General features: G+C 54.5%; 29 protein-coding genes. 14 read left to right on the forward strand and 15 right to left on the reverse strand.

Features of this window, described 5'->3' with window-relative positions; genetic code table 11:
* Window positions 1-4: 4 nt before the first annotated feature.
* Window positions 5-676 (reverse strand): Coq4 family protein, encoded by a 672-nt coding sequence (locus VB780_RS02130; protein ID WP_323349487.1) that lies wholly within the window; start codon window positions 674-676, stop codon window positions 5-7.
* A 196-nt stretch (window positions 677-872) separates the two neighbouring features.
* On the opposite strand from VB780_RS02130, the gene VB780_RS02135 reads away from it, so the two are divergent.
* A complete protein-coding gene (locus VB780_RS02135; protein ID WP_323349488.1) occupies window positions 873-1,418 on the forward strand; it encodes a PadR family transcriptional regulator in 546 nt (181 codons plus the stop codon).
* A 173-nt stretch (window positions 1,419-1,591) separates the two neighbouring features.
* Here the strand turns inward: VB780_RS02135 and VB780_RS02140 are convergent, their stop codons facing one another.
* Window positions 1,592-1,897, reverse strand: a complete 306-nt coding sequence (locus VB780_RS02140; RefSeq protein WP_323349489.1) for a type II toxin-antitoxin system RelE/ParE family toxin — start codon at window positions 1,895-1,897, stop codon at window positions 1,592-1,594.
* Entirely contained in the window at window positions 1,894-2,121 is a 228-nt protein-coding gene (locus VB780_RS02145; RefSeq protein ID WP_323349490.1) for an addiction module protein, read from the reverse strand. The genes VB780_RS02140 and VB780_RS02145 overlap by 4 nt, the downstream gene beginning before the upstream one ends.
* Before the next feature lie 194 nt (window positions 2,122-2,315).
* Between VB780_RS02145 and ylqF the strand changes: the two genes are divergently transcribed.
* Entirely contained in the window at window positions 2,316-3,179 is an 864-nt protein-coding gene (gene ylqF / locus VB780_RS02150; RefSeq protein ID WP_323349491.1) for a ribosome biogenesis GTPase YlqF, read from the forward strand.
* Window positions 3,180-3,294: 115 nt separating this feature from the next.
* Window positions 3,295-4,209: a hypothetical protein gene (locus VB780_RS02155; RefSeq protein WP_323349492.1), complete on the forward strand. Its 915-nt coding sequence runs from the start codon at window positions 3,295-3,297 to the stop codon at window positions 4,207-4,209.
* A gap of 125 nt (window positions 4,210-4,334) precedes the next feature.
* On the opposite strand, the gene VB780_RS02160 is transcribed toward VB780_RS02155, so the two are convergent.
* The 3 genes from VB780_RS02160 to VB780_RS02170 form a co-directional block, all read right to left on the reverse strand.
* Complete coding sequence (locus VB780_RS02160) at window positions 4,335-4,664, reverse strand: RNA-binding protein (protein ID WP_323349493.1); 330 nt, start codon at window positions 4,662-4,664, stop codon at window positions 4,335-4,337.
* 255 nt (window positions 4,665-4,919) lie between these two features.
* The gene (locus VB780_RS02165; RefSeq protein WP_323349494.1) at window positions 4,920-5,210 is read right to left on the reverse strand and encodes a hypothetical protein; all 291 of its coding nucleotides are present in this window, start codon (window positions 5,208-5,210) and stop codon (window positions 4,920-4,922) included.
* Window positions 5,211-5,373: 163 nt separating this feature from the next.
* A complete protein-coding gene (locus VB780_RS02170) occupies window positions 5,374-5,517 on the reverse strand; it encodes a hypothetical protein (RefSeq protein WP_323349495.1) in 144 nt (47 codons plus the stop codon).
* Between the two features lie 256 nt (window positions 5,518-5,773).
* On the opposite strand from VB780_RS02170, the gene glgP reads away from it, so the two are divergent.
* From glgP to VB780_RS02190, 4 genes are read left to right on the forward strand one after another with little or no spacing between them, the layout of a single operon-like run.
* Window positions 5,774-8,395, forward strand: a complete 2,622-nt coding sequence (glgP, locus tag VB780_RS02175) for an alpha-glucan family phosphorylase (RefSeq protein WP_323349496.1) — start codon at window positions 5,774-5,776, stop codon at window positions 8,393-8,395.
* Between the two features lie 16 nt (window positions 8,396-8,411).
* A complete protein-coding gene (locus VB780_RS02180) occupies window positions 8,412-8,822 on the forward strand; it encodes an OsmC family protein (protein ID WP_323349497.1) in 411 nt (136 codons plus the stop codon).
* Window positions 8,823-8,825: 3 nt separating this feature from the next.
* Window positions 8,826-9,806, forward strand: a complete 981-nt coding sequence (locus VB780_RS02185) for an LLM class oxidoreductase (RefSeq protein WP_323349498.1) — start codon at window positions 8,826-8,828, stop codon at window positions 9,804-9,806.
* Complete coding sequence (locus tag VB780_RS02190; RefSeq protein ID WP_323349499.1) at window positions 9,784-10,029, forward strand: hypothetical protein; 246 nt, start codon at window positions 9,784-9,786, stop codon at window positions 10,027-10,029. The genes VB780_RS02185 and VB780_RS02190 overlap by 23 nt, the downstream gene beginning before the upstream one ends.
* On the opposite strand, the gene VB780_RS02195 is transcribed toward VB780_RS02190, so the two are convergent.
* Window positions 10,026-10,568 carry a TetR/AcrR family transcriptional regulator gene (locus tag VB780_RS02195; RefSeq protein WP_323349500.1) on the reverse strand — a complete coding sequence of 181 codons (543 nt, stop codon included), beginning with the start codon at window positions 10,566-10,568 and terminating at the stop codon, window positions 10,026-10,028. The two genes, VB780_RS02190 and VB780_RS02195, sit on opposite strands and share 4 nt — an antisense overlap.
* Window positions 10,569-10,774: 206 nt before the next feature.
* Here VB780_RS02195 and VB780_RS02200 point away from each other — a divergent pair, with 206 nt between their 5' ends.
* From VB780_RS02200 to VB780_RS02210, 3 genes are all read left to right on the forward strand, one after another.
* Window positions 10,775-11,374, forward strand: coding sequence for a glutathione S-transferase (locus VB780_RS02200; RefSeq protein WP_323349501.1), 600 nt, complete (start codon window positions 10,775-10,777; stop codon window positions 11,372-11,374).
* A 75-nt stretch (window positions 11,375-11,449) separates the two neighbouring features.
* Window positions 11,450-11,644, forward strand: coding sequence for a hypothetical protein (locus tag VB780_RS02205; RefSeq protein ID WP_323349502.1), 195 nt, complete (start codon window positions 11,450-11,452; stop codon window positions 11,642-11,644).
* A 22-nt stretch (window positions 11,645-11,666) separates the two neighbouring features.
* Entirely contained in the window at window positions 11,667-12,641 is a 975-nt protein-coding gene (locus tag VB780_RS02210) for a pyridoxamine 5'-phosphate oxidase family protein (RefSeq protein WP_323349503.1), read from the forward strand.
* A gap of 160 nt (window positions 12,642-12,801) precedes the next feature.
* Here VB780_RS02210 and VB780_RS02215 read toward each other — a convergent pair whose 3' ends face one another.
* From VB780_RS02215 to VB780_RS02225, 3 genes are all read right to left on the reverse strand, one after another.
* On the reverse strand, window positions 12,802-13,158 hold the full coding sequence (locus tag VB780_RS02215) for a hypothetical protein (protein WP_323349504.1): 357 nt from the start codon (window positions 13,156-13,158) through the stop codon (window positions 12,802-12,804).
* Between the two features lie 626 nt (window positions 13,159-13,784).
* Window positions 13,785-14,744: a hypothetical protein gene (locus VB780_RS02220; RefSeq protein ID WP_323349505.1), complete on the reverse strand. Its 960-nt coding sequence runs from the start codon at window positions 14,742-14,744 to the stop codon at window positions 13,785-13,787.
* Between the two features lie 403 nt (window positions 14,745-15,147).
* A complete protein-coding gene (locus VB780_RS02225) occupies window positions 15,148-15,279 on the reverse strand; it encodes a hypothetical protein (protein ID WP_323349506.1) in 132 nt (43 codons plus the stop codon).
* Between the two features lie 276 nt (window positions 15,280-15,555).
* Here VB780_RS02225 and VB780_RS02230 point away from each other — a divergent pair, with 276 nt between their 5' ends.
* Entirely contained in the window at window positions 15,556-16,089 is a 534-nt protein-coding gene (locus VB780_RS02230; RefSeq protein ID WP_323349507.1) for a J domain-containing protein, read from the forward strand.
* A gap of 1 nt (window position 16,090) precedes the next feature.
* Window positions 16,091-17,110: a hypothetical protein gene (locus tag VB780_RS02235; RefSeq protein WP_323349508.1), complete on the forward strand. Its 1,020-nt coding sequence runs from the start codon at window positions 16,091-16,093 to the stop codon at window positions 17,108-17,110.
* Window positions 17,111-17,222: 112 nt separating this feature from the next.
* On the opposite strand, the gene VB780_RS02240 is transcribed toward VB780_RS02235, so the two are convergent.
* Window positions 17,223-17,795, reverse strand: coding sequence for an REP-associated tyrosine transposase (locus VB780_RS02240; protein WP_323349509.1), 573 nt, complete (start codon window positions 17,793-17,795; stop codon window positions 17,223-17,225).
* A gap of 241 nt (window positions 17,796-18,036) precedes the next feature.
* Here VB780_RS02240 and VB780_RS02245 point away from each other — a divergent pair, with 241 nt between their 5' ends.
* A complete protein-coding gene (locus VB780_RS02245) occupies window positions 18,037-18,528 on the forward strand; it encodes a TM2 domain-containing protein (protein WP_323349510.1) in 492 nt (163 codons plus the stop codon).
* 347 nt (window positions 18,529-18,875) lie between these two features.
* Here VB780_RS02245 and VB780_RS02250 read toward each other — a convergent pair whose 3' ends face one another.
* From VB780_RS02250 to VB780_RS02265, 4 genes are all read right to left on the reverse strand, one after another.
* Window positions 18,876-19,748: an MBL fold metallo-hydrolase gene (locus VB780_RS02250; RefSeq protein WP_323349511.1), complete on the reverse strand. Its 873-nt coding sequence runs from the start codon at window positions 19,746-19,748 to the stop codon at window positions 18,876-18,878.
* A gap of 71 nt (window positions 19,749-19,819) precedes the next feature.
* Window positions 19,820-20,212, reverse strand: a complete 393-nt coding sequence (locus VB780_RS02255; protein ID WP_323349512.1) for a hypothetical protein — start codon at window positions 20,210-20,212, stop codon at window positions 19,820-19,822.
* A gap of 70 nt (window positions 20,213-20,282) precedes the next feature.
* Entirely contained in the window at window positions 20,283-21,026 is a 744-nt protein-coding gene (locus tag VB780_RS02260; protein ID WP_323349513.1) for an SAM-dependent methyltransferase, read from the reverse strand.
* A 71-nt stretch (window positions 21,027-21,097) separates the two neighbouring features.
* Window positions 21,098-22,225, reverse strand: coding sequence for an iron-containing redox enzyme family protein (locus tag VB780_RS02265; RefSeq protein WP_323349514.1), 1,128 nt, complete (start codon window positions 22,223-22,225; stop codon window positions 21,098-21,100).
* A 703-nt stretch (window positions 22,226-22,928) separates the two neighbouring features.
* Between VB780_RS02265 and VB780_RS02270 the strand changes: the two genes are divergently transcribed.
* Entirely contained in the window at window positions 22,929-25,550 is a 2,622-nt protein-coding gene (locus VB780_RS02270; protein WP_323349515.1) for a M1 family metallopeptidase, read from the forward strand.
* Window positions 25,551-25,660 lie beyond the last annotated feature (110 nt).

Raw genomic sequence — 25,660 nt, forward strand, 5'->3', positions numbered from 1 at the left:
CGCCTTAGCAGGGTTTGAAGAAGTCCTCTAAGCCAAGTTCTTGGCGGACGATCGCCAGCGGTTTCTCCCAGTTGAGTTCGGGGGGGTAGGCGATCGCAGCCCTCCCCTTCATCCCCATGCGAAACCCTCGCACCATCGCCCGCAGCAGCGGCACCGTCCACAGCGGATTGGTCAGACTCAGGGGCACAAAGGAGAGTACAAACACATTCAGCAAATCCCTATATTGCACCAGGGTGTAGGCCGCTACCCCAAACTCCCCAATCGGCGAGGCATCGAAGCCGGTGTAGATGTGGTAAATGTCGTGGCTGATGGCCATGCGCTGACGCAGCCACTCGCTGCTGGCCTCGTCGGTTCTAAAGACTTCAGGGTTAAACCCGTAGCGGAGCATGTGGCAAGCGTAGGCACCCCCTAGGGTATCGGGCGGCAGCTGCACAAGGGCACCGAGATCGACTGCAATTGTGCGGTAGGCCAGGTGAGCGGCCTGGTGCTCTAGACGGCGCTCCACCCAGCGCTGCCACTGGCTGTGGCGTCCGGCGGCGAGAATGTGCAAAATACCGGTGGCAGGATCGCTCAAAAAGGCTCGGTAGGCGGCCCCTAGCTCTGACCAGTTGATGCCGCTCAGGGGCGAACGTTGACGAGACTTGGCGCTAGGTTGAAGGGGACTGATCATAGTCATGGCGTTTCTCCGGTGGGGATAAGGATGTGAACAAATGCGATCGCAGGCACAGGCGATCGCCCCAAAACCGACATAATGAAAGTGCAACTGAGTGAATATGCAACTTTTTGCATTTCCAACGCCTCAATACTATATGCATTTTTATGCATAGTCAATCTGTTGCATATATAGTTTTGTAAATTCCTCTGCCCTTTCTATGGCCCTTTCCCACGCAATTCTCGCGGCACTGACCGATCGCCCCTGTAGCGGCTACGACCTGGCCAAGCAGTTCGACGGCTCGGTGGGATTTTTCTGGCACGCCAGCCACCAGCAGATCTACCGCGAACTCACCAAGCTCGAAGATCAGGGGCTGGTCACCGCCGAGGCTGTCGCCCAGGAGGGCAAACCCGACAAAAAGATCTTTTCCGTTACTGAATCGGGTAAAACGGTTCTGAAAGAGTGGATTGCCCAGCCTTCCAAATGCGTCCCCACCAAAGATGACCTGCTCGTCAAGCTATTTGTGGGCCACCTGGTATCACCCGAAACGGTGCAGGCTACCCTTCACCACGAACGCGCCCAGCATGTGGCGGCGCTGGCAGCCTACCGAGACATCGAAAGCAAATACTTTTTGAACTGCGAAACGCTGTCCCCACCGGCCCGGTTTCAGTACATCACCCTGCGCAACGGCATCCACTACGAAACCAGCTGGCTCACCTGGTGCGACGAAACCCTAACCAATCTGGAGACACTTAAACCGGGATAGCCCTAAGGCCAAGCGCTGCTAAAGGGCCTATTGTCCCCCCCACTCTGGCGGCAATCTCAAAGACCTCTCGTGACAAACCTATAGACGGTCTTGCCAAGATTTGGGGCTCCGTTTGCTATGAAGACAGGCAATAACTACAACTAAGGAGATTTCTAGAAAAGAAGATCCCCGCTTTATCCGGCGACTGTAGCCACCGTAGGGTGGGCACTGCCCACCATCAGGGAAAAAGTTTTCCAGAAGTCGCCTAACTCCTGGTCACAAACAAACAAGATGGCATAGGGAAAGCGCCGCACCAGTGCTCGTCGTGCCTGTTGATAGACTAAAGAATAAGCGAATGGATTGCGCCCTACACCTGACAAGCAGACATCTACGGCTCGGATAAATTCAGACCTTAGCCCAGGGGTTTGAGCGTCGTACCATTCGAAAGCGTCTTGAATATCCCGCTCTGCCTTGGGACGAATAATCAGACGGTAGCTCACTGGGAAAATCCTAGGCGTTGCTTTACCTCTTCCCAGGTCGAACCAGCGGTTGGATCGCGCTGATACTCCTCTAACCGCCGATCTAGCTCTTGTTCTTGGGCATCTGTTAAACGCAGTTCCTCTGGATTGTCCAGAATGCTATCCCATAGGTCTTCAGCCAGTTGGATGCGCTCAGCAATGCTTAATTGCGAGATTTCAACCTTGAGAAGCGGATGACTACTCATAGGAAAGAACCTAGTAAGGTAGAGTACGGCAGTTGACCCTATTGTAGGTTTGTAGAGATGGTAGCTGCTAGCTCGACCATTCCCTCCACCGCCCCAGAATACCTACCCATCGACCCAATGCCGGACAGACACATAGATCTGCCCTTACCTATCCTCCTTACTTTTCCCATCTCCCCCATCACCCCACCTCCCCCATGTCCACCCCCGAAATTCAGTGGTACCCCGGCCATATCGCCAAGGCAGAAAAAGCCCTGGTCGATCAGCTCAGCCGTGTGGATGTGGTGCTAGAGGTGCGGGATGCGCGCATTCCGGTCTCGACGCGGCACCCCAAGGTCGATGTCTGGGTAGGCGATAAACCCAGGGTGCTGGTGATCAACCGGGTCGATATGATTTCAACCGAGGCCCGCACCGCCTGGGAGACCTGGTTTCGCCAGCAGGGGGAGGTGCCCTACTTCACCGATGGGCAACAGGGTACGGGGGTGAAGGCGATCGCCAAAGCCGCCCAAACCGCAGGGGAGGCCGTCAACCAGCGCCGCCAGGCCCGAGGCATGAAGCCGCGCCCCATTCGCGCTGTGGTAATTGGCTTTCCTAACGTGGGCAAATCGGCGTTGATCAACCGACTGCTCAACCGCAAAGTGGTGGCCAGCGCTCGCCGGGCTGGCATTACCCGCCAGCTCCGGTGGATTCGACTGTCGGGCGATCTAGACTTGCTGGATGCGCCGGGGGTTATTCCCTCACGGATGGATGATCAGGCGGCGGCACTGAAGCTGGCCATCTGCGACGATATCGGCGAGGCTTCCTACGACACCCAGCGCACGGCGGCGGCCTTTTTAGATGTGCTCAAAGGCTTACAGCAAAACAACTCTCCGGATGATTACCAAGCGATTCTGCAAGCCCGCTACGGCCTAGCCCTAGACGACGGCACCGGCGAAGATTTTGTCGCCCAGGTGGCGGAGCAAAAATTTCAAGGCAATATCGAACGCACCGCCAAGCGCATTCTCAACGATTTTCGCATTGGGCTACTGGGGCAGTGGGTGCTGGAATGGCCTCCGACCTAAGGCGCTTAGGCTGTAAAGCACTACCCGAGTCCTATCGGCAACCGCCGGACTTAAACCGCTGAAGAGAGTCAAATTGGGTAACCTTAGACTAAAGAAAGCTGGTTGAGAAATTCCCATGGTGCCCACCTCATTGTTAGAGCAGGCCAAAAACGGTGATGCTGCCGCGATCGCCACGCTCATGAATCAGGCTCTACAACCCAAGGGCATTACCGTCCGCGGCGATCGCCAGAACGATTGCCTACAGCTGTGGCTGACGGGGCAAACCTTACCTCCCCAGGGCGCAACTGTGACCTATGTGCTTCGGGGGCTGGAGCGTTTGCAGGTCGCTCCAACCACAACCTTGCAACTCTACGCAGAGCAGGCCGATGGGCAGGAGCCTGGTTGGGGGGTTGAAGTTGACCGCAGCTCGCCCAACGGTGAGCTGCGATCGCTACCGCTAGAGACCGAATCTGCCCATCAGCCTGACGCGCCCGTCGCCCCTGAGCCCGTGGTCACCTCGGCATCGCCTGCAGCAGATCCAGGCAGCATTACCTATGCCTACAGTCTGTTGGGGCTAGAGTTGGGTGACTCGCTACAGCAGGTTGAGGGTACCTACTTTAAGCTCAAAGCCCAGACTCTCCGTGAGGGCGATCGAGCTAAGGTAGAAGACTTGAAACAGGCGTTTCGCCAGATCAAAGAATACATAGAAAACCCACCCCCGAAGCCAGCAGAAGAGGCTTCGGCCAAGGCCGAGACCCCTGTTTTAGCCTCCCAAGATGAGTCGCTTACGGCGGTAGAGCGCGTCGAAGCACTCCTGAAAGAACGTGGCGTTGTGGCTCAGGTCAGCGCCCAGGGTATCCAGCTACATATTTCCTGGTTGGCGGTTCGTGTGATTAACCCCGAAGATGCAGCTAACCAGGTGCAAGCGCTGTTGACTCATCAAGAACTAGCGTCTATGGGGCTTTCTGAGATAGAAACTCTCGTTTTTGCCGGTTTGAGTCGCGATCGCACGGTTGTTTGGCAGCATACTTCGCCTGTGGTGAAGAGCTAAGGCTACCGACGCTCGAATGCTACATCGCCAGACTGGACGCTGATCACGCGGTTAACCCACATCAAAATGGCAGAAGATAACGCATCTTCTGCCATCGCAACTGAATTTAGTTAGAGTCAGACCACTTACCAGCGGGAAAACTCGCGGTTGCCACCGTCTCTGCCGCCGCCACCGCCGAAGTTGCCACGGGGGGCACCGCCACCGGCACGCTTTTCTTTGGGACGAGCCTTGTTAACGCGCAGCTCGCGCCCCATCCACTCGGCCCCGTCAAGGGCCTCAATGGCAGCGTCTTCGTCAGCTTCCTTCTCCATCTCGACGAAAGCGAAGCCCCGGGGGCGACCGGTCTCGCGATCGGTGGGCACTGTTACTCGGCTAACGGCCCCGTACTCGGCAAAGACTTCGGTGATGTCTCCTTCCGTAGCATTGTAGGCGAGGTTTCCTACATAGATCGACATGGCACAACTCCAAAATTGACATGTAATGTAGACAAGTTCGATTCGGAGTGGTACACACCGATTACCCGAAAACTGAGATCAGACTGTGATGAACCAGCCTACCGAAAGCAAAACATGTTACCCGCCTACTTTAGCATAAGGTTTCTGGAGATTATGCGTTCTGTAACACTGCGGCAGTGGTCGTTACAGCCCCTGGGGGCGGGGCTTCTCATAAGTTTTGTAACACAGTGCTAAGAGCCGTTGGCAGGGGCTCAATTAGCGTCTGCCGTAGAACGTAACTTCGACATCGGCGCACCATCCGGCGGCCAAATTTTCATACAAAAAGACGCGCTCCACCCGGTAGTACACGCCGTCTCTAAACACGCAGTCGCCAATGCGGGGAATGATCGGGTACGTGGCAAACCACAGGGCGTCTTTAATGGGGGCGCTGGGGCTATTGCTGCTGGCTGCCAGATAGAACACCTGCACCTTAAACCCACCGCCAGTCTTGGCGGTGGGTGAAAGAGGGTTTTCGCTGGGCTTGCCGCTGCTTTTTTTGGTGGCCACAGAGTTGGCGGGGTAGGGTACGGGTGCTGTTAAGCGTAGGTGCACCAGTAGTCTACCAAGACTAAGGAAGCGAGCTGCGGGGCTAGGGGTTAGATTGTGGCTGGGTGCTGGGTTTGTTTGGGGCTAACTCAACCCTTGCACCCAGTGCCAGTCTTTGACGGCTCTAGCTATTGCTGCTGCCGCGGCGCTTGAGGGCGGCAACCATCTGCTGGCGGACGGCCCTGGCCCACTGATCAAACTCGACTTCGGGGCGGGCGTCGTTTTCGAGGGTGGCTCCAAAACCTTGGGTCTTCCTATCCTGCGTCATGGTCTTGTCCTTGTTGTCTTTGGGTAGCGAGTAGTGATTCTTCTTACCTGCCTATTATTCCCTGAGCTTCTACCTCTACGCTATGCCCCCGGGTAGGGATTTCACAACCTGGGAGCGGGGAGAAGCCCACCCTGGAGGGACAGGCTACTTTAAGGATGGTTTGGGCCGAAGAGAGTATTAAAAGCCCTACCCCCGTCGCCGATAGAGGGCAGAATGGCTCTATATACGATAAAACCGCCACAATGGTTGCTTTCCTATGCGTCCAATTCGCACGTTTAACGTTACTCCGGCTCTGCCCCAGCGGCTAGAGGCGCTGCGCACCCTGGCCTATAACCTCCACTGGGACTGGGATGTGGAGATGGTAGACCTGTTTCGACGGCTGGACGGCGACCTGTGGGAGTCGAGCCGCTACAACCCGGTGCTGATGCTGGGCACGATCAGCCAGGCGCGGCTAAATGAGATTGCGGAAGATGAGGGGTTTTTGGCCCAGATGGATCGGGCGGCCCAGCGGCTGGGCGATTATTTGCGCGATCGCACCTGGTACAAAAAGCACCGCAAAGCCCCGGTCTCGGGGGAATGCTACGCCTACTTTTCGATGGAGTTTGGCCTCACCACCTGCATGCCGGTGTACTCGGGTGGGCTGGGGGTGCTGGCGGGCGATCACCTCAAGTCGGCTAGCGATCTGGGCCTGCCCCTGGTGGCGGTGGGTCTGCTCTATCAGGAGGGCTACTTTGCCCAATATTTAAATGCCGACGGCTGGCAGCAGGAGCGCTACCCGATCAACGACTTCTACAACATGCCCCTGCACCTGGAGCGCGATGCGGACGGTCAGGAACTCAGAATCGAGGTGGAGTATCCCGGTCGGGTGGTGTATGCGCGGGTGTGGCGGGTGCAGGTGGGCACGGTGCCGCTGTATCTGCTCGATACGAATATCGAACCCAACAACCAGTACGACCAGGATATCTGCGATCGCCTTTACGGCGGCGACATCGACATGCGCATTCACCAGGAGGTAATGCTGGGCATTGGCGGCATTCGCATGCTGAAAGCCCTGGGGCTGGCCCCCACCGCCTACCACATGAACGAGGGCCACTCGGCCTTTATGGCCCTAGAGCGCATGGGGGTGCTGATGGATGAGCACGACCTGGGCTTTGCCGAGGCGCTGCAAGTGGCCCAGGCCAGCCAGATGTTTACCACCCACACCCCGGTACCCGCCGGAATTGACCTGTTTCCGCCGGAGAAGGTGCTGCACTACCTGGGCCACTACCGCGATCGCTTTGGCCTGGGCGATGCCGAGTTTCTGGCCCTGGGCCGCACCGACACCGGGGATTTTTCGGCTCCGTTTAGCATGGCGGTGCTGGCGATTAAGACGGTGACCTTTATCAACGGCGTCAGCAAGCTCCACGCCGAGGTGTCGCGCGACATGTTTGGTGCGCTGTGGACTGAGCTACCCCAGGACGAAGTGCCGATCTATGCGATTACCAACGGGGTGCACGCCCGCAGCTGCGTGGCTAAGTCTACCCAGGCGCTCTACGATCGCTACCTTGGCCCCAACTGGGCCGAAGCGAGCCCGGGGGCATCGCTGTGGAAGCGGGTGTACACCATCCCCGACGACGAGCTGTGGCGCAACCACGAGCAGTGTCGATCGCAGCTGGTGGTTAAGGTGCGCGATCGCCTAGCCAAGAGCACGCGCGATCGCGGCGGCTCGACCCGCGAACTCACCGAAGCTCTGGAATGCCTCGACCCCTTTGTGCTCACCATTGGCTTTGCCCGCCGCTTTGCCACCTACAAGCGGGCCACCCTGTTTCTCCACGATCTGGAGCGCATTCGCAACATTATCAATGGCAATGGTACGGGTCGCCGGGTGCAGTTTGTGATTGCCGGCAAAGCCCACCCCAAAGACATTCCCGGCAAAGAGTTGATTCGCAGCATTATTCACTTCACCCGCGACGAGGGGTTGAACCGCTCGATTGTGTTTGTGCCCAACTACGACATTCACCTGTCGCGGGATATGGTGGCGGGCTGCGACGTGTGGCTCAACAACCCCCGCCGCCCCCGCGAGGCCAGCGGCACCAGCGGCATGAAGGCGGCCATGAACGGCCTGCCCAACCTCAGCGTGCTCGACGGCTGGTGGGATGAGGCCGACTACATCAGCACCGGCTGGCCCATCGGCCACGGCGAAGACTACGACGACCCCGACTACCAGGACGATGTGGAGGCCAACGCCCTCTACGACATCCTTGAAAAAGAGGTGGTGCCCCTGTTCTACGAGCGCGACAAAGACGAAATCCCTCGGGGCTGGGTGGCCAAAATGAAGCAGGCAATCTACTTCAACACGCCCCAGTTCAACACCGCCCGCATGGTGAAAGACTATGCCAACCTGGGGTACTTTGCGGCCAGCGATCGCGCCCACACCCTGGCCTCTGCCGACTACGGCCCCGGCAAAGAGCTGGCCACCTGGCAGACCCGCCTGACCGACCACTGGTACGACGTGCGCTTTGAAGAAGTCGCCATCTCCGACACCGCCGATCTGCGGGTGAACCAGCCCTTTAAAGTGACCGCCGCCATTCAGCTTGGGGCGCTCACCCCCGACGATGTGCAGGTAGAACTCTACCAGGGCACCGTCTCGGTGGATGGCGAAATTCACGCTGGGGTGGCGGTGCCCATGGCCTACCAGGGGCAAGATACCCAGGGCAGAAGCCTCTACGCCCTCGAAATGGAGTACACCGCCAGCGGTTTGCAGGGGCTTTCGCTGCGACTGTTGCCCCGACACCGATACCTCAACAGCCCCTACGACCCCAAACTGGTGCTCTGGGCCAACCCAGACTCGGTGCAGATTGTCTCAGGGGGGCTGTCGCCTGCGATCGCTCTAACCTAAGGGGAGACAACGCGCTATGGCATTGGTACAGGTTTCATCGAATGCGTCCTGGTTTGGCCAAGACGTTGCCATCCGCCAGTTTCAGCTCACCGCCGATGAACCAGCCGCCATTGGCGGTGACGATCGCGGGCCAACCCCCACAGAATTTTTGCTGGCTGGGTTGGGCAGCTGCAAGGCGATCACCATTCAAATGTATGCCGAGCGCAAGGGCTGGTCAGTCGATCGGGTCGGCGTTGTGGCAGATTTAAAGACCGTAGATCGCCAGTCGATCATTGAGGTTCGCCTGACCCTAGCAGGAGACTTGACGGAGGAACAGCGCCAGCGGTTGCGGGAAATTGGCGATCGCTGCCCCGTCCACCGCTTGCTCAGCGCAGGCACAGAAATTCGCACGCTATTAACCCCTCCCGCTAACCCCTTAACGGCATAACCCATGAGTCCATCCCTTGCCCAAACTGGGTTTGATCGCATGTTCCGGCCCGACCAGTTGACCGTCGGCGTGTTCTTTCCCATCGAAGCGTATCGGGGCAGCATTCCCACTATGCAGAACCAGGCGGGGCTGGCGCAGCGGGCCGAGGCGCTGGGCTATGCCGCCCTTTGGGTAAGGGATGTGCCGCTCTACGACCCTACCTTTGGAGATGTGGGGCAGATCTTTGACCCCTGGGTTTACCTGGGCTACATCGCGGCCCAGACCGATCGCATTGCCCTGGCCACCGGCAGCATTATCTTTAGCCAGCGCCACCCGCTGCACCTAGCTAAGGCCGCCGCTTCGGTCGATCAGCTCTCCAACGGGCGGCTGGTGATGGGGGTGGCTTCGGGCGATCGCCCAGTAGAGTTTCCGGCTTTTGGGGTCGATTTTGAGTCGCGGGGCGATCGCTTTCGCCAGACCTTTGCCGACTTCAAACAGGCGCTGGCGTCAGACTTTCCCGTGATTCGTTCTTCCCTTACTCAGCTAGAGGGGGCCGATGTGCTGCCCAAGCCTGTCAACGGCGGCATTCCCCTGCTGGTGACAGGTCACAGTCGCCAAACCCCCGAGTGGATCGCCGAACAGGCTGACGGCTGGCTCTATTACCCCCGCCATCCCCAGATGCAGGCCCGCATGATTCAAGACTGGCGTACCCTGGTCGATCGCGTTTCCCCGGGCACATTCAAACCCTACGCCCAATCGCTCTATGTCGATTTGGTGGATGACCCAACGGCTGCACCAACCCCGATTCATCTGGGTTATCGACTGGGGCGCGATCGCCTGCTCGACCTCTTTCGGCACCTGCGAGACATTGGTGTCAATCACGTCGGCCTCAACCTCAAGTATGGCCAGCGCCCAGCCGCAGAGGTGCTGGAGGAAATTGGCCAAGAAATTTTGCCCCACCTTCCCGCAGAGGTACTGACCCATGACCAGGCATCGGTTAGTTAGCTGTAGCTTTCACGATGAGCTAGAATCCCTGGCCACCCTGCGCCGCCCCTGCACCATTCACTACCGAACGGCGTCTGACGCGGTGGTCAGCGTTGAGGGCCAAATCGAGGATTTCTTTGTGGTTGATAGGGCCGAATACCTGCGGCTGAAAGACGGCACCGAAATCCGCCTCGATCGCCTGATTTCTGTAGACGGGAAGCCGGTGCAGTTCGCAGAAGTCTAGCGGCAAAGCTGCTGGGGCAGGCGCTGCATGGTGCGCTCAAAGATGGCGGCATCGTCCATGGCCCGCGCCATAATCAGCGCGCCTTGAATGACAACCAGGGCCTCTTCGCTGCGATCCTGGGCCAAGGATTTTGCCATACCGGCTTGGGTCAGGACGGCGGCGATCGCCCCCATCCATCGCCTGAGCATTCCCTGCACCTGGGGCTGAAAGTCATTCTTCGCAGAGCCAAGCATGAGGGATGCGAGTATGCAGGGTTTTTGGCCATGGCTGTAGGCTTCACAGATGCGATCGCCCATGCACCCTAGCCGAGTCAAGCCATCGCCTTCGCCCTCTAGCGCTGCCAAGGCCGTCTCTTGCAGCCACTGGTCGAGGGTGTCTAGCACCGTCGTCACCATGTCATCTTTACCGCCGGGAAAGTGGTGGTAGAGACTGGCTTTGCCCAAGCCCGTTGCCTGCGAGATTTTTGACAGACTGACTCCGTCGTAGCCATACTGCCGAAATAAATCTAGCAGAGACGGCACGTAGGCTTGTTTAGACATCGCCGCGCATCACCTAAAAAGTTTTTCACCTGTTGACATCATACCGAACGATCAGTACAGTCATTATGTACCGATCGTTCGGTACTTGATTTGAGTCCAGCGTCGCTCTTGTAATCTGCAAGCGCGTGGGGAATTAGTCCTCCAATTCTTTGGCCTCCCCCACTTCCTCATCCCCCCATCTCCCCCCACTCCCCAAGGAATCCACCATGATTCAGCTCTACGGCCACGACGTCTCTGGCAACAGCTACAAAGTCCGTCTTTTTCTAGAACTGCTCGGCCTCGACTACGAATGGGTCAAGGTTGATCTGATGCAGGGCGAACATAAAGCGGCCGACTTTCTTGCCCTTAACGCCTTTGGTCAGGTGCCCGTGCTCGTCGATGGCGAGGTTACTTTGGCCGATGCCCAGGCAATTTTGGTTTACCTGGCCCGGCAGTATGGTGGCGATACCTGGTTGCCCGTCGATGCGCTGCCCTTGGCCCAGGTCGTGCGCTGGCTTTCAACCGCCGCCGGAGAGGTGCGCCAGGGGCCTGAGAATGCGCGGCTTTACCATTTATTCAAGGTGGCCAATATCAACATTGAGCGATCGCACCAAAAGGCCGACCATATTCTCACCCAGCTCGACAAGCACCTCAGTACCCGCTCGTGGCTGGAGTTTGATAGCCCCACGATCGCCGATGTAGCTGTGTTTCCCTACGTGGCCCTGGCCCGCGACGGCAAGATTAACCTCGATGCCTACCCCAACGTGCTGACCTGGATCGAGCGCGTCAAGCAGCTCCCCGGCTTTGTTCCTATGGCGGGGGTATAGAGCGGGAGGCAGCCTCATCAGCGCCTAAGGTCTATCGGCAATAATGCCAACAGACCTTAGGCGGGGGAAGAACCCATGACTGTTGAATCGATCGCAACGCTGTTTGTGGCCATGCTCATTTCGGCAGCGGTGCCTGGGCCTGGGGTGTTTACCTGCATTGCTCGGGCTAGGGGGCTGCTGCGCGATCGCCGCGCCCGACGGCGATGCAACCAGGGGGCAGGCGCGTTGATGGTGGGCACTGGTGTCTACATCGCTGTTCGACAGACCTGATTTTTAACAGGAGGAGCATAGGATGGTAAATCTTAGTTGGCCCTACGCAGCATCACCCTTCCATGCCGGGGAACTGGCGATTCAGGCCCGGCTGGGGGTGCAAGAGCGGATGGATCGCCAGGGGCGGCGGATCATTCGCGACTATTTGCCCGACCAGCACCGCGAGTTCTTTGCCCAGCTGCCCTATGTTTTGGTCGGTACGGTGGATGGCAATGGTCAGCCCTGGGCCTCTATTTTGGTTGGGGAACCGGGGTTTATCACCTCCCCCAATGAGCGCACTCTGCACATTGCCGCCCCACCCCTCGCGGGCGACCCGCTGCACCACAATCTGGCAGCAGGGGCCGACATTGGCCTGTTGGGCATTGAGCTGCACAGCCGCCGCCGCAACCGCATCAATGGCACCATCGCGGCAGTGCAGCCCGACGGGTTTACTGTGGCGGTGGGCCAGAGTTTCGGCAACTGCCCCCAATACATTCAGGCGCGGCGGTTTGATTGGCGCGCCTTTGACCCGATAACCCCCAGACCAGCACATGCCCTCACGGCGCTGGGAGAGGCTGAAAGCGCGATGATCGCCGCCGCCGATACGTTCTTTATTGCTACGGCCTACCAATCTGAGGCAGCGGGGAGCGCCAGCGGCGTCGATGTATCTCACCGGGGCGGCAAGCCTGGCTTTGTGCGCATTGACGACCCGCAAACCCTCACCATTCCCGATTTCTCGGGCAATTTGCACTTCAACACCTTTGGCAATTTAGAGCTTAACCCCCGCGCTGGGCTGGTGTTCATCGACTTTGAGCAGGGCGATCTGCTCTACCTCACCGGCACCGCTGAAGTTGTTTGGGATGGGTCTGAGGTGACTGCCTACGAGGGAGCCGAACGCCTGCTGCGCTTTCATTTGCAAAAGGGCGATCGCGTCGAAGGTAGCTTGCCCCTCACCTGGTCAACCCCAGAGTTTTCGCCTTTTTTGGATGATACTGGGCCTTGGCGATCGCAGGCATAGAGAGCTACCCCTGAAAACCGGGTGCAACCAAACAAGATTCGGTGTCGCAACCATCTGTGAGCGTACTGCTCATTCCTAAAGTTAAACCCCTTTTGTCTCCGCAGAGTGGCTGAGACAAAAGGGGTTCGAATTGCAACGATTTTTAGGAATTTTAAATAAGCTAAGCCGCTTGAATTTGCCGGGGTTTTGGTCTTTTGCGATCGCTCTTGCGGGTGCCACCTGCCATTTCGTATTCGGAGCTATCTTTGCCATACCGGGCCGCAACGGCCAGCAGCATTAGCTCAGACAAATCTCGCAGTTTTTTCTCGCCTGCCTGCACGTTATTCGCGGCATTGTCTACCTGAGATAGGGCCTCGTTGTAGGTGGCAATATCGGCTCTTACGGCATCAATCAACTGGTTATACTCGGCCAGGGTGAGGCCATTACCCAGGTCTAAATTTGCCCCAAGCGATCGCAGGGCGGCCGCGCGACGCTGGGCCTGCTCTACTGGTTTTGAACTTCTTTTTGGTCTGCCCATCGGTAGAATTCCCCGTAACCGTTTACCCTTTGACTATGGCAAATGGGCTTAATCCGTGAACCCCCGATCAATACGGAATCTGTTCAGCACAAATAAAAAAGGATTCTGCGTATTTTTAAGCAGCAGAGCGAGCAGCAGGTGTTTAGAGTGCAGCGGGCTTGATTACTTGCAGGGATTATTGAGTATTCTGTTTATTTTTTCGACTACGGCTAAGGGGATGGGCAGTTAGTGCCCTAGCGCATTAGCCAAACCAGGGAGCGCATCGAGTAACCCCGGCACAAAACTTGATTACCGACCTGCGTTACTTGATTATGCAGGTTGACAGTTAAGTAACGCCTAAGCGAAACTTGATTTCGTTACAGCGTTACTTATGAATGGAATGCCATAGTTAAGTAACGCTTAAGCGAAACTTGATTTTGTTGCAGCGTTACTTATGAATGGGGCTTGCTAATCAAGTAACGCCCAAGCGAAACTTGATTTCCTCAATTCTTTAGTTCAGCGGCTTTGCCTAAGTAGATCAACTCAATTATCCGTAACATGGATTACGCTTCACTAACTCATGCTGAAACAACGATTTCGAATGCCTTTAAATAACGATACCAAATAGATAGTTTCTCAATTCATCTTTACTTAGAAACAAGAATCTTAAAGATTTGCGAGTCAGAGCCGTTGTTGGGCACGAATCCAACTGCACCACCATATGAAAAAAGGCAGAACCCCTGGTCTACTATGCCCGGATGTTCAGCCCCTCTATATTTTGCCTTGCATACCAACGATTCTTCACCCGCAGCGGATGAAATAAATCGAACTGCATTTTCAGGATACTCATTATCACTAAACGGCTCGTATGAAGCCCAAAATAGAATACTCTCACTGTCTTCTAAAATCTCATAATCGCTTAGTATAATCTCATTTTCGTCGAACGTAAGTACCTCTTTATCCGTTTCAACCTGAAGTCCTGAATAGTAAGGAACATTACATTGGCCTGAAACAGTTTTGCCAATCTTATACTCGCCCTCATATAGTGCACGGCAAAGGTATCTTGGCTGGCCATCTTCATCGCCAATCCTAAAGGCGTTGAGCTTAGATAAGTCACTTTCGCTATTTACGGAACTCCATTCGTAAAAATTAGATTTTTGAGCGACACCAGGGCTTACATCTACCCAAAAAGAAACTTGGCTAGATTCTCCTTTATTGTCATATACGTTAAATACAACTCGATACTTATTATCAGATTGATTGTCAAACTCCTCTTTGAAAAGTAAATAATTGCGATCTCCGACTATTTCTTCATCAATTAGCCATTCATATTTATTTATCTTTCCGTCTTTGTCATCTGATCCAGCCCCATCCAAAGTAAGCTCTTCCCCAGAGACGTATGGAATTCTAGTCGGGCTATCATTTTTAATAGTAACTTCTCCGTTTGAAACAAAAGCTTTAACAGCAACTGCTGGCTTTTGGTTTGGCAAACTTTTATTAATGTAAGTTTCAGCAATTTTGAATAATCCTGCAACTACCACTCCAAGCAAGCCTCCACCCAATAAGAGCTGCTTCCAAAAAGAAGGATTAGTACCAGAGGTGGTCATTTACACGCTCCTTGAATAATTTACTCTCATTAAATAATGTAGCAGCTACTATAAAATATCATAAAAATCTTTAAGCTTTTATTAGGAAAGGGGTACGAATGCTCTTATAGTTATAAATTTTGATACGGATATCCAGAGGATTTTACGGCCTATCCATAAAATTTTAGGTCTCGTAAACTTGACGCCATGCTGCTAACCTACAAATTTTAGCTTAGCACTGTACCAACTCACAACTGTGTGGCATGACCGACAAGGTGGTGATCGCGAAGCCAAAGTATATGAACAATGACGCGATCGCCCCAACAGTCGCCCTATTTGACCTCAAGTAGGGTGGGCACTGCCCACCACCCTATCAATTCACCCACCACCAACCCCTCCCCCTCAAACTCAACGGCATTTCAGCTTAAACGGCAGTTGCAGCCTGGCGCTGGCGTTTTACGTTGTCGGCTTCTGCAAAAATGGGACTGCGGTTGAAGGTGGCCAGGGTGAGAAAGATTACCCCGCCAGAAGTGCAGGCGCGCCGACAATTGGGCATTTGGGAGTAGGGGAAGATAACTCTACAGGTGGTGTTCCCGAGGGATTGATGATAGCTGGATGGGAAGGTGGGCAGTGCCCACCCTACAATTACTAGAAACTTGTCTGATGACGTGGCAAAGTCGGTGCAATAGCATCGGGGTCAGCAATCGTACCGATGAAGTAACTATTAAGCTACCTTGTTATTTCTGAAAAGTAACCGGGAATTCTAAACGTTAGGAGAAAAATCTATTGTCTCCTTTCCCTAAATGCCCTCAATGGAAACCTAAGCGTATATATGGCTACAAAAAATTTAACGCCACGGATTAATACCGAGATTCAGCGACTTGCTGCTGAATACGGCTATAGCGAAGCGATCCTGTCTGAGTTTGCTCACTTTGTTCTAGGGAAGGAATCTAACAAGCCTCTTACGCTGCCTCAGCTAAAACAGGCTGTTTACGAGCGCTTTGGGGTAAAAGATACAACTGGATTGAAAAAAAATGGCGAGTTCAAGCTAGCTATCAGCGGTATGGGTAAGTTGAACTATGGCCGAAAAGAGAGTTGGGAAGCTATCTACCGAAAGTGGATTGGTGTGCTACCTCATGAAGCTAATGAAAAAGGTCGTGGCTGCGTAAATAATATCAACATTTTTAAGTATGATATGCCGTGGAAAGCATTCGGTCTAGATCCTAAGCAATCAGATACGGAAGATGTAAAAAAAGCTTATCGGGAACTCAGCAAAATTTATCATCCCGATAATCCTGAAACAGGGGATGCAGAAGTCTTTGACCGTTTAACCGTGTTCTATAAAAGCTTGACCGAGAAGTTTTAAGATGGCAGTCACTTACATCACCAGCAAGCAATTGATCTTAGAGCTAAACATTACCTCAGAGAAGTTAATTGAGATAGAGAATCACTTTGATGCAATTCCTGACGATGAATGGGAGCTGAAGATAAACATAGATTATCGGGTTGTGAGCGGGAACGGATTGCGAGAGTATACCCAATCAGGTGCTTACACAATTGCTCGGTATTTAGAGGCAACTGAAAAACTAAGTTTTTGGCAGAAAGTATTTGATTGGTTCACGCAGACCCGGAAGAAAATTAGACAAAGTTTCATCAGAAAAAAGATTCTTGACAACTGCTCATCGTTAGTTAGACGCCGAGACACATTCTGGATCTCACGTTCTGATGCTGTTGCTATATTTGGAACACGTTCAGACTACCTCCAAAAAATGGAGGAGTATACCAAAAAATTTGATCAACCTCTAATTAAAGGTCAGGATTACGACGACTTTGGAAATGAAGGCGATAGATATTTCTCCATGTCCGGCTTCCTAAAGCTATCAAGAGCCTTTTCTGGATCATTACAGAAAAAGAACAGGCAGGAAGAATGTCTTGATGTTGGCGAGGTAATTGTGCCTCAGATTGAAGATATTGTCAAAAGAATTATTGATCGTGAGAAAGCAATTAATAAGGCAAAATCTGACGCTAAAAAACGCGATAATAAAACTTGTCAAGTGACAGCAGTTAAGGTTAATAGAGTAGAAACTCAGCAACTAGCTGCCCACCATCTATATTCACGGAGCACTTATCCCCATTTAGCAGACTGTATAGATAACCTGATCACAATTACTGTAGAGGTTCATAATCAGTTTCACGATCACTATATGGGCGGAAAGGGAAAGCCATCTATGCCAGAAGATTTCATTCAGTTTGTACAGCAGTATTATCCTGATAATTTCGGAGTAGTGACTTGGCTGGAAAATCAGAAACTCAAACTAGGGCATCAAGATCCTGTGGATACACGCAAGCCTCATGTTTTATACCTACCTGCTGCACGAGTACAATAGAGACGCTATAACACCAGCTAAATAGAGAATAAGAATAATTAATCCTTATCGACTATTTTCTCTGCCACGCTCGCCTAGTAGTTCGTAGGGTGGGCACTGCCCACCACCCCATCTATTCACCCACTACCAACCCCTCCCCCTCAAACTCAACTGCTGTCTCCTTCCCTTCGCACTTGCATCCCCAATCCTCTCCATAAAACCCATCTCTGACAAACCGCCGAAAACTTGAAAACTCCCACTGATGTGGGCACTCTACCAGCCCATGCTTCACCGGGTTGTAATGCAAATAATTGATGTGCCCCACCCAATCAGCCTCATCGCGAATGGTGTGCTCCCAAAATCGTCGTTGCCATATGTCGCTTTCGCGCTGCCGTTGGCGAGAAATACAAACATCCTGCGGTAGCGCACAACTTCCCTTCAGCGATCGCGTAAACAACACCTTCAGCCGTCCGACCCGCTTTGAGTAATCATCATCGCCCTGGGGCAAAGTCCACACAAAATGAATGTGGTCGGGAAGCACAACGGCGGCTGTAATGTCGAAGGGCATTTCAGCCTTAACAGCGGCTGCCGCCTGGCGCAGGCGTTTTACGTTATCGGGTTCCGCAAAGATGGGTCTGCGGTTGAAGGTGACCAGGGTGAGAAAGATTGCCCCGCCGGGAGTGTAGGCGCGTTGATAATCGGGCATTTGGGGGTTAGGGGAAGATACTCTAGGGTAGTGTTCCCGATGGGTTGGTGATAGCTGGGTGGGAAGGTGGGCAGTGCCCACCCTACGGTGCTGCCCTATAACTCAATGGACGGTATTACGGGTCGGTTACAGGGGCGGCACGCCAAAAAATCGGCTGTCTATAATGGGCTCTAGGCGGCTGGTGTAAGTCGCTCTCCGGTTTGCTGCCCCTGAAATCAGCGCCTTCAAGGAACGACCCATCATGTCACGAGCAAAAACTAGAACAGCCTACTTGCTGTGGGCACTGGGTTTGTTTGGTTTCTGCGGGCTGCATCGGTTTTATGCCGGGCAGACTGTGTGGGGTGTCGTCTACCTGTTTACCTTTGGCTTGTTTGGCATTGGCCAACTCATCGATCTGGTGCTGGTGCCCGGCATGGTCAAAACCCGCAACGAGCAACTGCGGCGGAAGTACCTGGCCGAGTGGAGTGAAGATGGCCTGGCGATGCCGATGCCGAGAGATCGAAATTTGGTCGCGGTTCAGGCGATCGCCCAACCCAAAGAAGACCCAATGCTGCTGCTGCTGAAGGCCGCCCATGCTAACGGAGGCAAACTCTCTAAGGCCCAGGTGGCCCTGCACACGGGGCTAAGCCCAGAGCGAGTAGAAGCCCTAATTCAAGCCGCTCTGCACAGCGGCTATGCCGATGTCACCAACGATCCAGACTCTGGAGCAGTGCGCTACGTCTTCGATCTATAACGAGTAGGGTGGGCACTGCCCACCACCCCATCAATTCACCCACCACCAACCCCTCCCCCTCAAACTCAAGGGCATTTCAGCTTTAACAGCGGCTGCGGCCTGGCGCAGGCGTTTTACGTTATCGGCTTCTGCAGAGATGGGTCTGCGGTTGAAGGTGACCAGGGTGAGAAAAATTATCTCGCCAGAATTGTAGGTGCGTCGATAATCGGGAATTTAAGGATTTTTGGAAGACACTCTGAGGTAGTGCTCTCGATGGGTTGGTGATAGCGGGGTTGGCAGGTGGGCAGTGCCCACCCTACGGTGCTGCGATCGCGATCGCCTCCTTTCTCCTACGGCCATCCCCAACCCTACTGCGCCTTCATCCAGGCAAGGCACTTTTGCATGTGCTGGCGCATGGTGGTTTTGTCGGCGTGGTGGCGGCGACCGTGGCCGGGCAGCACCCACTCAAAGTCGTAGGCGGCAAGTTTTTCCATAGACTTGATTTGCTCAGGCCACGAGTACCAGCAGACGCTGTAAAAGGCGTGGAGCTGATGGAGCCGTTCTGACCAGGCCAGGTGATCGCCGGTAAACAGAAAGCGATTGTCGTACAGCAGCACCGTATGGCCTTTGGTGTGCCCCGGCACTGGAATAATCGTCAGGTCGGGCGCTAGTTCGACCGAGTCGGTGCCTTTGAGCTGAATTTCGACCGAGGCGATGCCAGAGCCGATGTCGTCGGCGTGGAGGATGCGATCGCAGCCAAATCGGTCATGAAACTGCTGGTGATCGGCCACATCATCCTGGTGGGTGAGGTAGAGATAGCGCACACCGCCCAGGGCTTCGAGCTGCTTCACCAGGGGGGCAGCAAAGCGGGGCGAATCGACCAGCACGTTACCCTCGGGCCGCTGAATCAAGTAGCTGGCTGCCCCGTAAGACTTTTCGGAGTGGTAGCCGCAGTGGTAGACGTTTTCGGTAATTAGAATCGGGAAACTGGCCTGGGCCACTTTCATGTCTTTGGGCGGCTCCACGGTGCCAATGGAAGCTGTGGGGCAGGCCAACACTGCCTGTAGCGCCGCCAGCCGTTCGGCCTCTGTCTCGGGCTGATGGAAGACCGCCGACTGTTCAGCTGCGCGGCTAAAGATGTCGGGGGCCATCCAGCGGCAGGTGTCGCAGTCGATACAAGAGCTATCGACGTAGATATCGCCCTCTACGTTTTGGGGACGGCGATCGCGGAGGTGAGCCATGGCGTTTAACCCATCAATGCTCTGAGTCTAGCGCTGCCGACAGGCGAGCGTGGGGCAGCGTGTAAACAGATTTAACCTCTACCAAAGATCCGCTTCAGCGGATTTGAGGCAACTTGCCCCAGCGGGGTGCGACTGCGCCGAGCCGCTTGCACCGGGTCGTCAGCGGTGAGAATATCAACGGCGCGATCGTACTGTTTGTCGCTATCGAATTGATTGGTATTGGCAACAAAAGTGGCAGCCGGTGCGCCTGCGGCTTGGGTATCCGATAAGGCCGTTTGGTAAGCCTGATTTAAGTTTGGCAGGCTAGCTGCGATCGCAGGCAGCTCCAAAATTCGAGCTTCTAGATTTAGACCGATGGCGTGCAGCTGTTTTTGCAGTGCCTCCGGCAAGGCATTGTCTTGCTGACCCAAGGCGGTTATGAAAGCCGCCAGGTTTTTTTCTTGTTGAGGATTTAAGGTAGGCATGATTGTAGGGTTTAAGGAGTACTGTAACGGGGGCGATCGCAGGGTGCTGTTGTGGAGCAGTCTGAACGACTTACAGCGCCGTCATCACTTTGAGAAATTCCTCGGATAGGCAGGTTGTTGAAGCACTCTTTTGACGGAAAAGAACTCCGGCTAGAAAGTAAATTCTCTCCGAATAAAATGCCTGCTTTCTACGCTTAAGCCTTGCGATCGACTCTCTAACCTTGGGCTCACAGCTGTAATAGCCAAATTTGAGCGGGGTGACCATAAAGTCTACCACCTCATATCCCTGCTGAATGGCATAGTCAACGGTATCAACCGGGTTTGAGTAGGCTGAGATCATCAGCATGACCTGCTCACACCCCTGGGCTAGGAGCCGATTGGTGATCCTTGCTCCATCGTCGCCGCCGTGGAGGGAGGGCATGTAGAGCTGGTTATCTGGAGCCGGTAAATAGGGAGGATTGGCGATCAAATAGCGAGCGTTGGCAGAGGCGCTAGTAAAGAAGCAGTCATTGTGGATTTGGTAGTAGGAACTAAGGCCGTACTGCTCAATGCGGAGTCTTGCCAGCTGAGATGCTTCTCTATTTAACTCGTAACCTTGAATAATGCCTTCAAAGGAACTTTTTAGCAGCGCCTGAATGACCGGGCTCCCATCCCCGGCCCCAAATTCAACAATTGGATCGGTTGCGTGGCTTTGGGTCAGCACCATCTTCTCTAGACACTGGGCATAAAACTGTGATTCTTCAGGGCAGAAAAATACTTGATTGGGAGACTTAACTACAACCTCAGCAGGGGAAGCCAAAACACCGTTTTTCATAGTAGGGGTTTGAAGGAGTAAGAGAGTAGGAAATTGGCCCTCTGCCAAGGCAGGGGGCCGATGTAGAGGGCTTACACAGAGGCGATCGCAGGCAGGGGAGCATCAGCCTGTTTGATCTGTTGAATGATCGCGTCGCCAGCCCGGTCTCCGATAAATTTTTCTTGGGCGTACCCCAGCAAAACTTCCCAAGCCTGATCGGCATACTGCTCTGCCAGCGGCAGGGCAACATCATCTAGCATCCACTGGCCGTGGCGCTCGTCTTCTTTAATGTGTAAAGCCCAGTATCCAGACGATGTTTCGCTCAAATTTAATCGCTGGGCTGCCAACAGATAGTCGGTGTAGATCGAGGGACCAGCAATTTCAAAGTAGGTTAGCCCACCGTTGTAGCGAAGAAAATAGCGCTTACATTCAGTCAGCAAAAAGTTGTGGTTAATGCTGGCCAGCAATTGCCAAGGTGCTAGGTGAAAGTAGCCCTCTGGTTTTGTGTTGAGCTCCATCTCAGCCATCATTTTGGCAAAAAAGGTTGAGTGTTTGCGGGCCAGGCGGCCATTGCCATATTCTTCTAGCAGCACTCGAATTAGGGTTGCCTGAACTTCATTGCTGGCCCCTCCCAAAATTCGAGACATCCGGCTAGCTTCAACTAACCCATCCAGGGAGGCGATCGCCAGCAACCGTCGATAGCCCTCGCGATCGAGGTCTTCGCGCAGAAACCGTTTGTTTTCGGTGATGGAAGGGTTGAGATCAGCTTCGTACCAGGCTTGCAGGGTTTGCTCTACATTTTGCTGCTTCAGCGATTCAACATCTATTTGCTCTAGCTCCCACTGTTGCCAGACCGATTCAATGCGATCGCGCACCCACTGCAAATACAACGATCGCTCGTTTCTGTAGTGCCGTAAGTCGTCGTACCAAAAGAGGTTGAGACGGTTGATGAGATATAAAATTCGCTGCAAAAATAAGTGGGCTGCTTGATCGCCGGGCTGAGAGCTATCGCCATAGGCTAGGGGAATTGCGGTGGCGATCGCAGATTCTAGATCTCTAACGCTCTGGGGAGATTGACTTACTTGATGATCGAGATCTTCGAGGGTTAGTAGGGCGGTAAATTGTTCTTCTACGGCGGCAAAGTCAGTATTTTTAGTTGTGGAGACAGGATGATTTTGGATAGTTTTTCTTAAATCAAGACCGTTTATGGTGGCAGCCATGGAATATCCTTGGAAATCTTGTATGAGGCTCTAGTCAGCTGGTTTCAAGAGAGCTAACCAACGCCCGACCGTTATTATCTCGACACTTATTCGAGATCTGTGAAGCTTAGTTATTTAACTGTAGCCAAGACTACCCATTTCCCTTATCTGTCTCCAGACGGAGCTCTTAGGCATTGCATTGAGATCCCCCTTTTGACAGACAAATCAACAGAGAAACGTCTATTTAGGCTAGTTAAGTGGTCTTAGAGGGCGTTTGAAAAGTGATTTGCTGTAGTTTTAGTCACCTGCCGATCCCCCCTGCCCCCCTTAAAAAGGGGGGTAAAAGTCCCCCTTTTTAAGGGGGATTTAGGGGGATCTCCACTTTTGCTATAAGAAATAGGACTTTTCAAACATCCTCTTAATTAAACCTAGTTTCAGTCGGTTGAAAATTCATGGCGTCGTCAGTCGATAGATGGCCCAAATGGCCAAAAAATAATGAGGTTTAGCCTGACCCTACCTCCTGCTATGGTGTGAGCGCTTGCCTTAAACCTTTGGGAGTTGCTGAGCCTGCTTAAGCAATGTCACAATGACTACGTTTTAGCTGATTCAGGGTAGGATGGCTTTAGGTCAATCAGGGTAAACTGTTTGGCCTAGGGTGCATGCGGCGCGATCGCCTATCACCTTGGCCCTGAAGCTTTAACGTCACCAAAAGGTTCATTTCTCTATGTCCATCGCCCACCGCACATTTCAGATCGAATACTTGCAGGACGACAAGAACGGCCACAAGTCGTTTGAAATGCCGGGGGCCAAACCCCACTACAACCCCGATCGCCCCGGCCAGGTCGAACACATTGCGCTGGATTTAAGCCTGGATCTGGAAAGCAAAATCTGCGAGGGCACCTGCAAAATTCGCATTAACCCCGTGCGCGACGGCGTCAACAGCCTGACGCTGGATGCGGTGAACCAGCAGATCGAGTCGGTGAAGGTGGGCACCGCCAAGCAAGACTTTGACTACGACGGCGAACAGCTAGTGATACGGCTGAAAAAGCCTGCGATCGCAGGTCAGAGCTTTACCGTTGCGATCGCCTACCGCCTGGTCAAGCCCGAGCGCGGCATCTACTTCATTGGCCCCGACAAGCACTACCCCGACAAACCCACCCAAGTGTGGACCCAGGGCGAAGACGAAGACTCGCGATTCTGGTTTCCCTGCTTCGACTATCCGGGCATGCTCTCCACCTCAGAGATCAAGGTGCGGGTGCCAGGAACGTACCAGGTCGTCTCTAACGGCAACCTGGTGGAAACCAAGGAAGACGGCGACCACAAAATCTACCACTGGCATCAGCCGCAGGTGCACCCCACCTACCTGATGGCCCTGGCCGTGGGCGAGTTCGACGTCATTCAAGACCAGTGGCAAGACATTCCCGTCACCTACTACGTCGAGAAGGGCCGCCAAGACCAGGGCCAGATCACCATGGGCAAAACCCCCCGTATGGTGGAATTCTTGAGCGAGAAGTACGGCTACCGCTACGCTTTCCCCAAGTACGCCCAGGTCTGCGCCGCCGACTTCATCTTTGGCGGCATGGAAAATACCTCGGTGACGATCTTGACCGATCGCTGCCTGCTGGATGAACGGGCCGCGATCGACAACCGCAGTTCCGAGTCCCTGGTCGTCCACGAGCTGGCCCACCAGTGGTTCGGGGATTTGCTGGTGATCAACCACTGGAGCCACGCCTGGGTCAAAGAGGGCATGGCCACCTACTCCGAAGTCATGTGGACCGAGCAGGAGTACGGGGCCGATGATGCCGCCTACTACCGCCTGGGCGAGGCCCGCAGCTACCTAAACGAAGACAAGAGCCGCTACCGCCGCCCCATGGTCACCCATGTGTACCGCGAGGCGATCGAGCTCTACGATCGCCACATTTACGAAAAAGGGGCCTGCGTCTACCACATGATTCGCACCGAGCTGGGCGATGCCCTGTTCTGGAAGGCGATCCACACCTTTGTGCAAGACAACGCCCACCAGACCGTCGAAACCATCGACCTGCTGCGGGCGATCGACAAAGCCACCGGGCGCAACCTGCGGCCCCTGTTTGACCAGTACGTGCTGCGCGGCGGCCACCCCGACTACAAAGTGGCCTACAGCTGGGATGGCGACAGCAACCTGGCCAAGGTCACTGTCACCCAAACCCAGGCCAAAGACGGCGACACCAGCAGCACTAGCGGCCTGTTCGATCTAAAAATCCCCATCGGCTTCGGCTTTGTGGGCAAAGGGAAGTCTACCAAGGTTGAGGCCAAGCCCTTCACCGTGCGCATTCACGAGCGCGATCAGGCGCTGTTCTTCCCCCTCGACAAAAAGCCCGATTTCATTAGCTTTGACGTGGGCAACCACTATTTGAAAACGGTGGAATTGGAATATCCCGTTGCGGAACTCAAGGCCCAGCTCAAGCACGACCCCGACCCCCTATCGCGGATTGAGGCGGCGATCGCCCTGGCCAAAAAAGGCAGCCTCGAAGCCGTCACCGCCCTGAGCGATGCCCTCACCGACGAACCCTTCTGGGGCGTCCGCGCCGAAGTGGCCGAGCAACTAGCCTCCATCAAGCTCGATCAAGCGGTCGAAGGATTGCTCAAAGGACTCGACGACCCCGAAGCCCGCGTGCGCCGCGCCGTGGTGGAATCCCTGGGTGATATTAAAACCGCCGACAGCTATAAAGAACTGAAGAAAATCGCCGAGAAAGGCGACCCCAGCTACTACGTCGAAGCCGCCGCCATCCGCTCCCTCGGCAAGGTGGGCGCGGCCGATCTGGAGGGCAAAGCCAAAGATAAGAAAACCCTGAAGCTGCTGGAGAGCATTCTCAAAGAGCGCCGGGGGTGGAATGAGACGGTGCGGTCGGGGGCGATCGCCGCCCTCAGCCAGTTCAAATCCTCCGAAGAAGCGCTGGATTTGCTGCTGAAGTACACCGAACCCGGCACCCCCCAAGCCCTGCGATTGGCGGCGATTCGCTCTCTCGGGGCCATCTCTAAAGGCCAGAGCAAGCCCAACGTGGAGCGGATCTTGGATCGGCTGGAGACTATTGCCAGCGAATCGTTCTTTCTTACCCAGGTGTCGGCGGTGTCGGGTCTGAGCGGCATAGAGACCGGGCGGGCGATCGCCATTCTGCAAAGTTTAGCCGACCACACCCCCGATGGCCGCGTGCGCCGCCGCGCCCAAGAGGCCGTGCAGCAGGTACAGAAAGCGATCGGCAAAGATAAGGCGGTGGAGAAACTGCGCCAAGAATTGGACGATCTGAAGAAATCGAACCAAGATCTCAAGAGCCGTCTAGAGACCCTAGAGGCGAAGGCGAAGTAATAAATTTGCCGTCATCGACCGTCGGGCTCAATAACTTCAAAGCCGCAGCGATCTAAATCACTACGGCTTTGAGGTTATTGAGCACAACTTTCAGCGAGCAATAATCTCTG

It is taken from the genome of Leptolyngbya sp. CCNP1308, assembly GCF_034932455.1.
Classification (GTDB): domain Bacteria; phylum Cyanobacteriota; class Cyanobacteriia; order Phormidesmidales; family Phormidesmidaceae; genus Nodosilinea.

Coding starts and splice junctions, on each gene's coding strand:
- VB780_RS02195 (WP_323349500.1), bottom strand. CDS start 10,568: ATGTCTAAACAAGCCTACGTGCCGTCTCTGCTAGATTTATTTCGGCAG.
- VB780_RS02180 (WP_323349497.1), top strand. CDS start 8,412: ATGGCATTGGTACAGGTTTCATCGAATGCGTCCTGGTTTGGCCAAGAC.
- VB780_RS02210 (WP_323349503.1), top strand. CDS start 11,667: ATGGTAAATCTTAGTTGGCCCTACGCAGCATCACCCTTCCATGCCGGG.
- VB780_RS02135 (WP_323349488.1), top strand. CDS start 873: ATGGCCCTTTCCCACGCAATTCTCGCGGCACTGACCGATCGCCCCTGT.
- VB780_RS02170 (WP_323349495.1), bottom strand. CDS start 5,517: ATGACGCAGGATAGGAAGACCCAAGGTTTTGGAGCCACCCTCGAAAAC.
- ylqF (WP_323349491.1), top strand. CDS start 2,316: ATGTCCACCCCCGAAATTCAGTGGTACCCCGGCCATATCGCCAAGGCA.
- glgP (WP_323349496.1), top strand. CDS start 5,774: ATGCGTCCAATTCGCACGTTTAACGTTACTCCGGCTCTGCCCCAGCGG.
- VB780_RS02230 (WP_323349507.1), top strand. CDS start 15,556: ATGGCTACAAAAAATTTAACGCCACGGATTAATACCGAGATTCAGCGA.
- VB780_RS02250 (WP_323349511.1), bottom strand. CDS start 19,748: ATGGCTCACCTCCGCGATCGCCGTCCCCAAAACGTAGAGGGCGATATC.
- VB780_RS02160 (WP_323349493.1), bottom strand. CDS start 4,664: ATGTCGATCTATGTAGGAAACCTCGCCTACAATGCTACGGAAGGAGAC.
- VB780_RS02205 (WP_323349502.1), top strand. CDS start 11,450: ATGACTGTTGAATCGATCGCAACGCTGTTTGTGGCCATGCTCATTTCG.
- VB780_RS02190 (WP_323349499.1), top strand. CDS start 9,784: ATGACCAGGCATCGGTTAGTTAGCTGTAGCTTTCACGATGAGCTAGAA.
- VB780_RS02255 (WP_323349512.1), bottom strand. CDS start 20,212: ATGCCTACCTTAAATCCTCAACAAGAAAAAAACCTGGCGGCTTTCATA.
- VB780_RS02235 (WP_323349508.1), top strand. CDS start 16,091: ATGGCAGTCACTTACATCACCAGCAAGCAATTGATCTTAGAGCTAAAC.
- VB780_RS02220 (WP_323349505.1), bottom strand. CDS start 14,744: ATGACCACCTCTGGTACTAATCCTTCTTTTTGGAAGCAGCTCTTATTG.
- VB780_RS02130 (WP_323349487.1), bottom strand. CDS start 676: ATGACTATGATCAGTCCCCTTCAACCTAGCGCCAAGTCTCGTCAACGT.
- VB780_RS02265 (WP_323349514.1), bottom strand. CDS start 22,225: ATGGCTGCCACCATAAACGGTCTTGATTTAAGAAAAACTATCCAAAAT.
- VB780_RS02200 (WP_323349501.1), top strand. CDS start 10,775: ATGATTCAGCTCTACGGCCACGACGTCTCTGGCAACAGCTACAAAGTC.
- VB780_RS02155 (WP_323349492.1), top strand. CDS start 3,295: ATGGTGCCCACCTCATTGTTAGAGCAGGCCAAAAACGGTGATGCTGCC.
- VB780_RS02245 (WP_323349510.1), top strand. CDS start 18,037: ATGTCACGAGCAAAAACTAGAACAGCCTACTTGCTGTGGGCACTGGGT.
- VB780_RS02145 (WP_323349490.1), bottom strand. CDS start 2,121: ATGAGTAGTCATCCGCTTCTCAAGGTTGAAATCTCGCAATTAAGCATT.
- VB780_RS02185 (WP_323349498.1), top strand. CDS start 8,826: ATGAGTCCATCCCTTGCCCAAACTGGGTTTGATCGCATGTTCCGGCCC.
- VB780_RS02240 (WP_323349509.1), bottom strand. CDS start 17,795: ATGCCCGATTATCAACGCGCCTACACTCCCGGCGGGGCAATCTTTCTC.
- VB780_RS02270 (WP_323349515.1), top strand. CDS start 22,929: ATGTCCATCGCCCACCGCACATTTCAGATCGAATACTTGCAGGACGAC.
- VB780_RS02225 (WP_323349506.1), bottom strand. CDS start 15,279: ATGCCCAATTGTCGGCGCGCCTGCACTTCTGGCGGGGTAATCTTTCTC.
- VB780_RS02260 (WP_323349513.1), bottom strand. CDS start 21,026: ATGAAAAACGGTGTTTTGGCTTCCCCTGCTGAGGTTGTAGTTAAGTCT.
- VB780_RS02215 (WP_323349504.1), bottom strand. CDS start 13,158: ATGGGCAGACCAAAAAGAAGTTCAAAACCAGTAGAGCAGGCCCAGCGT.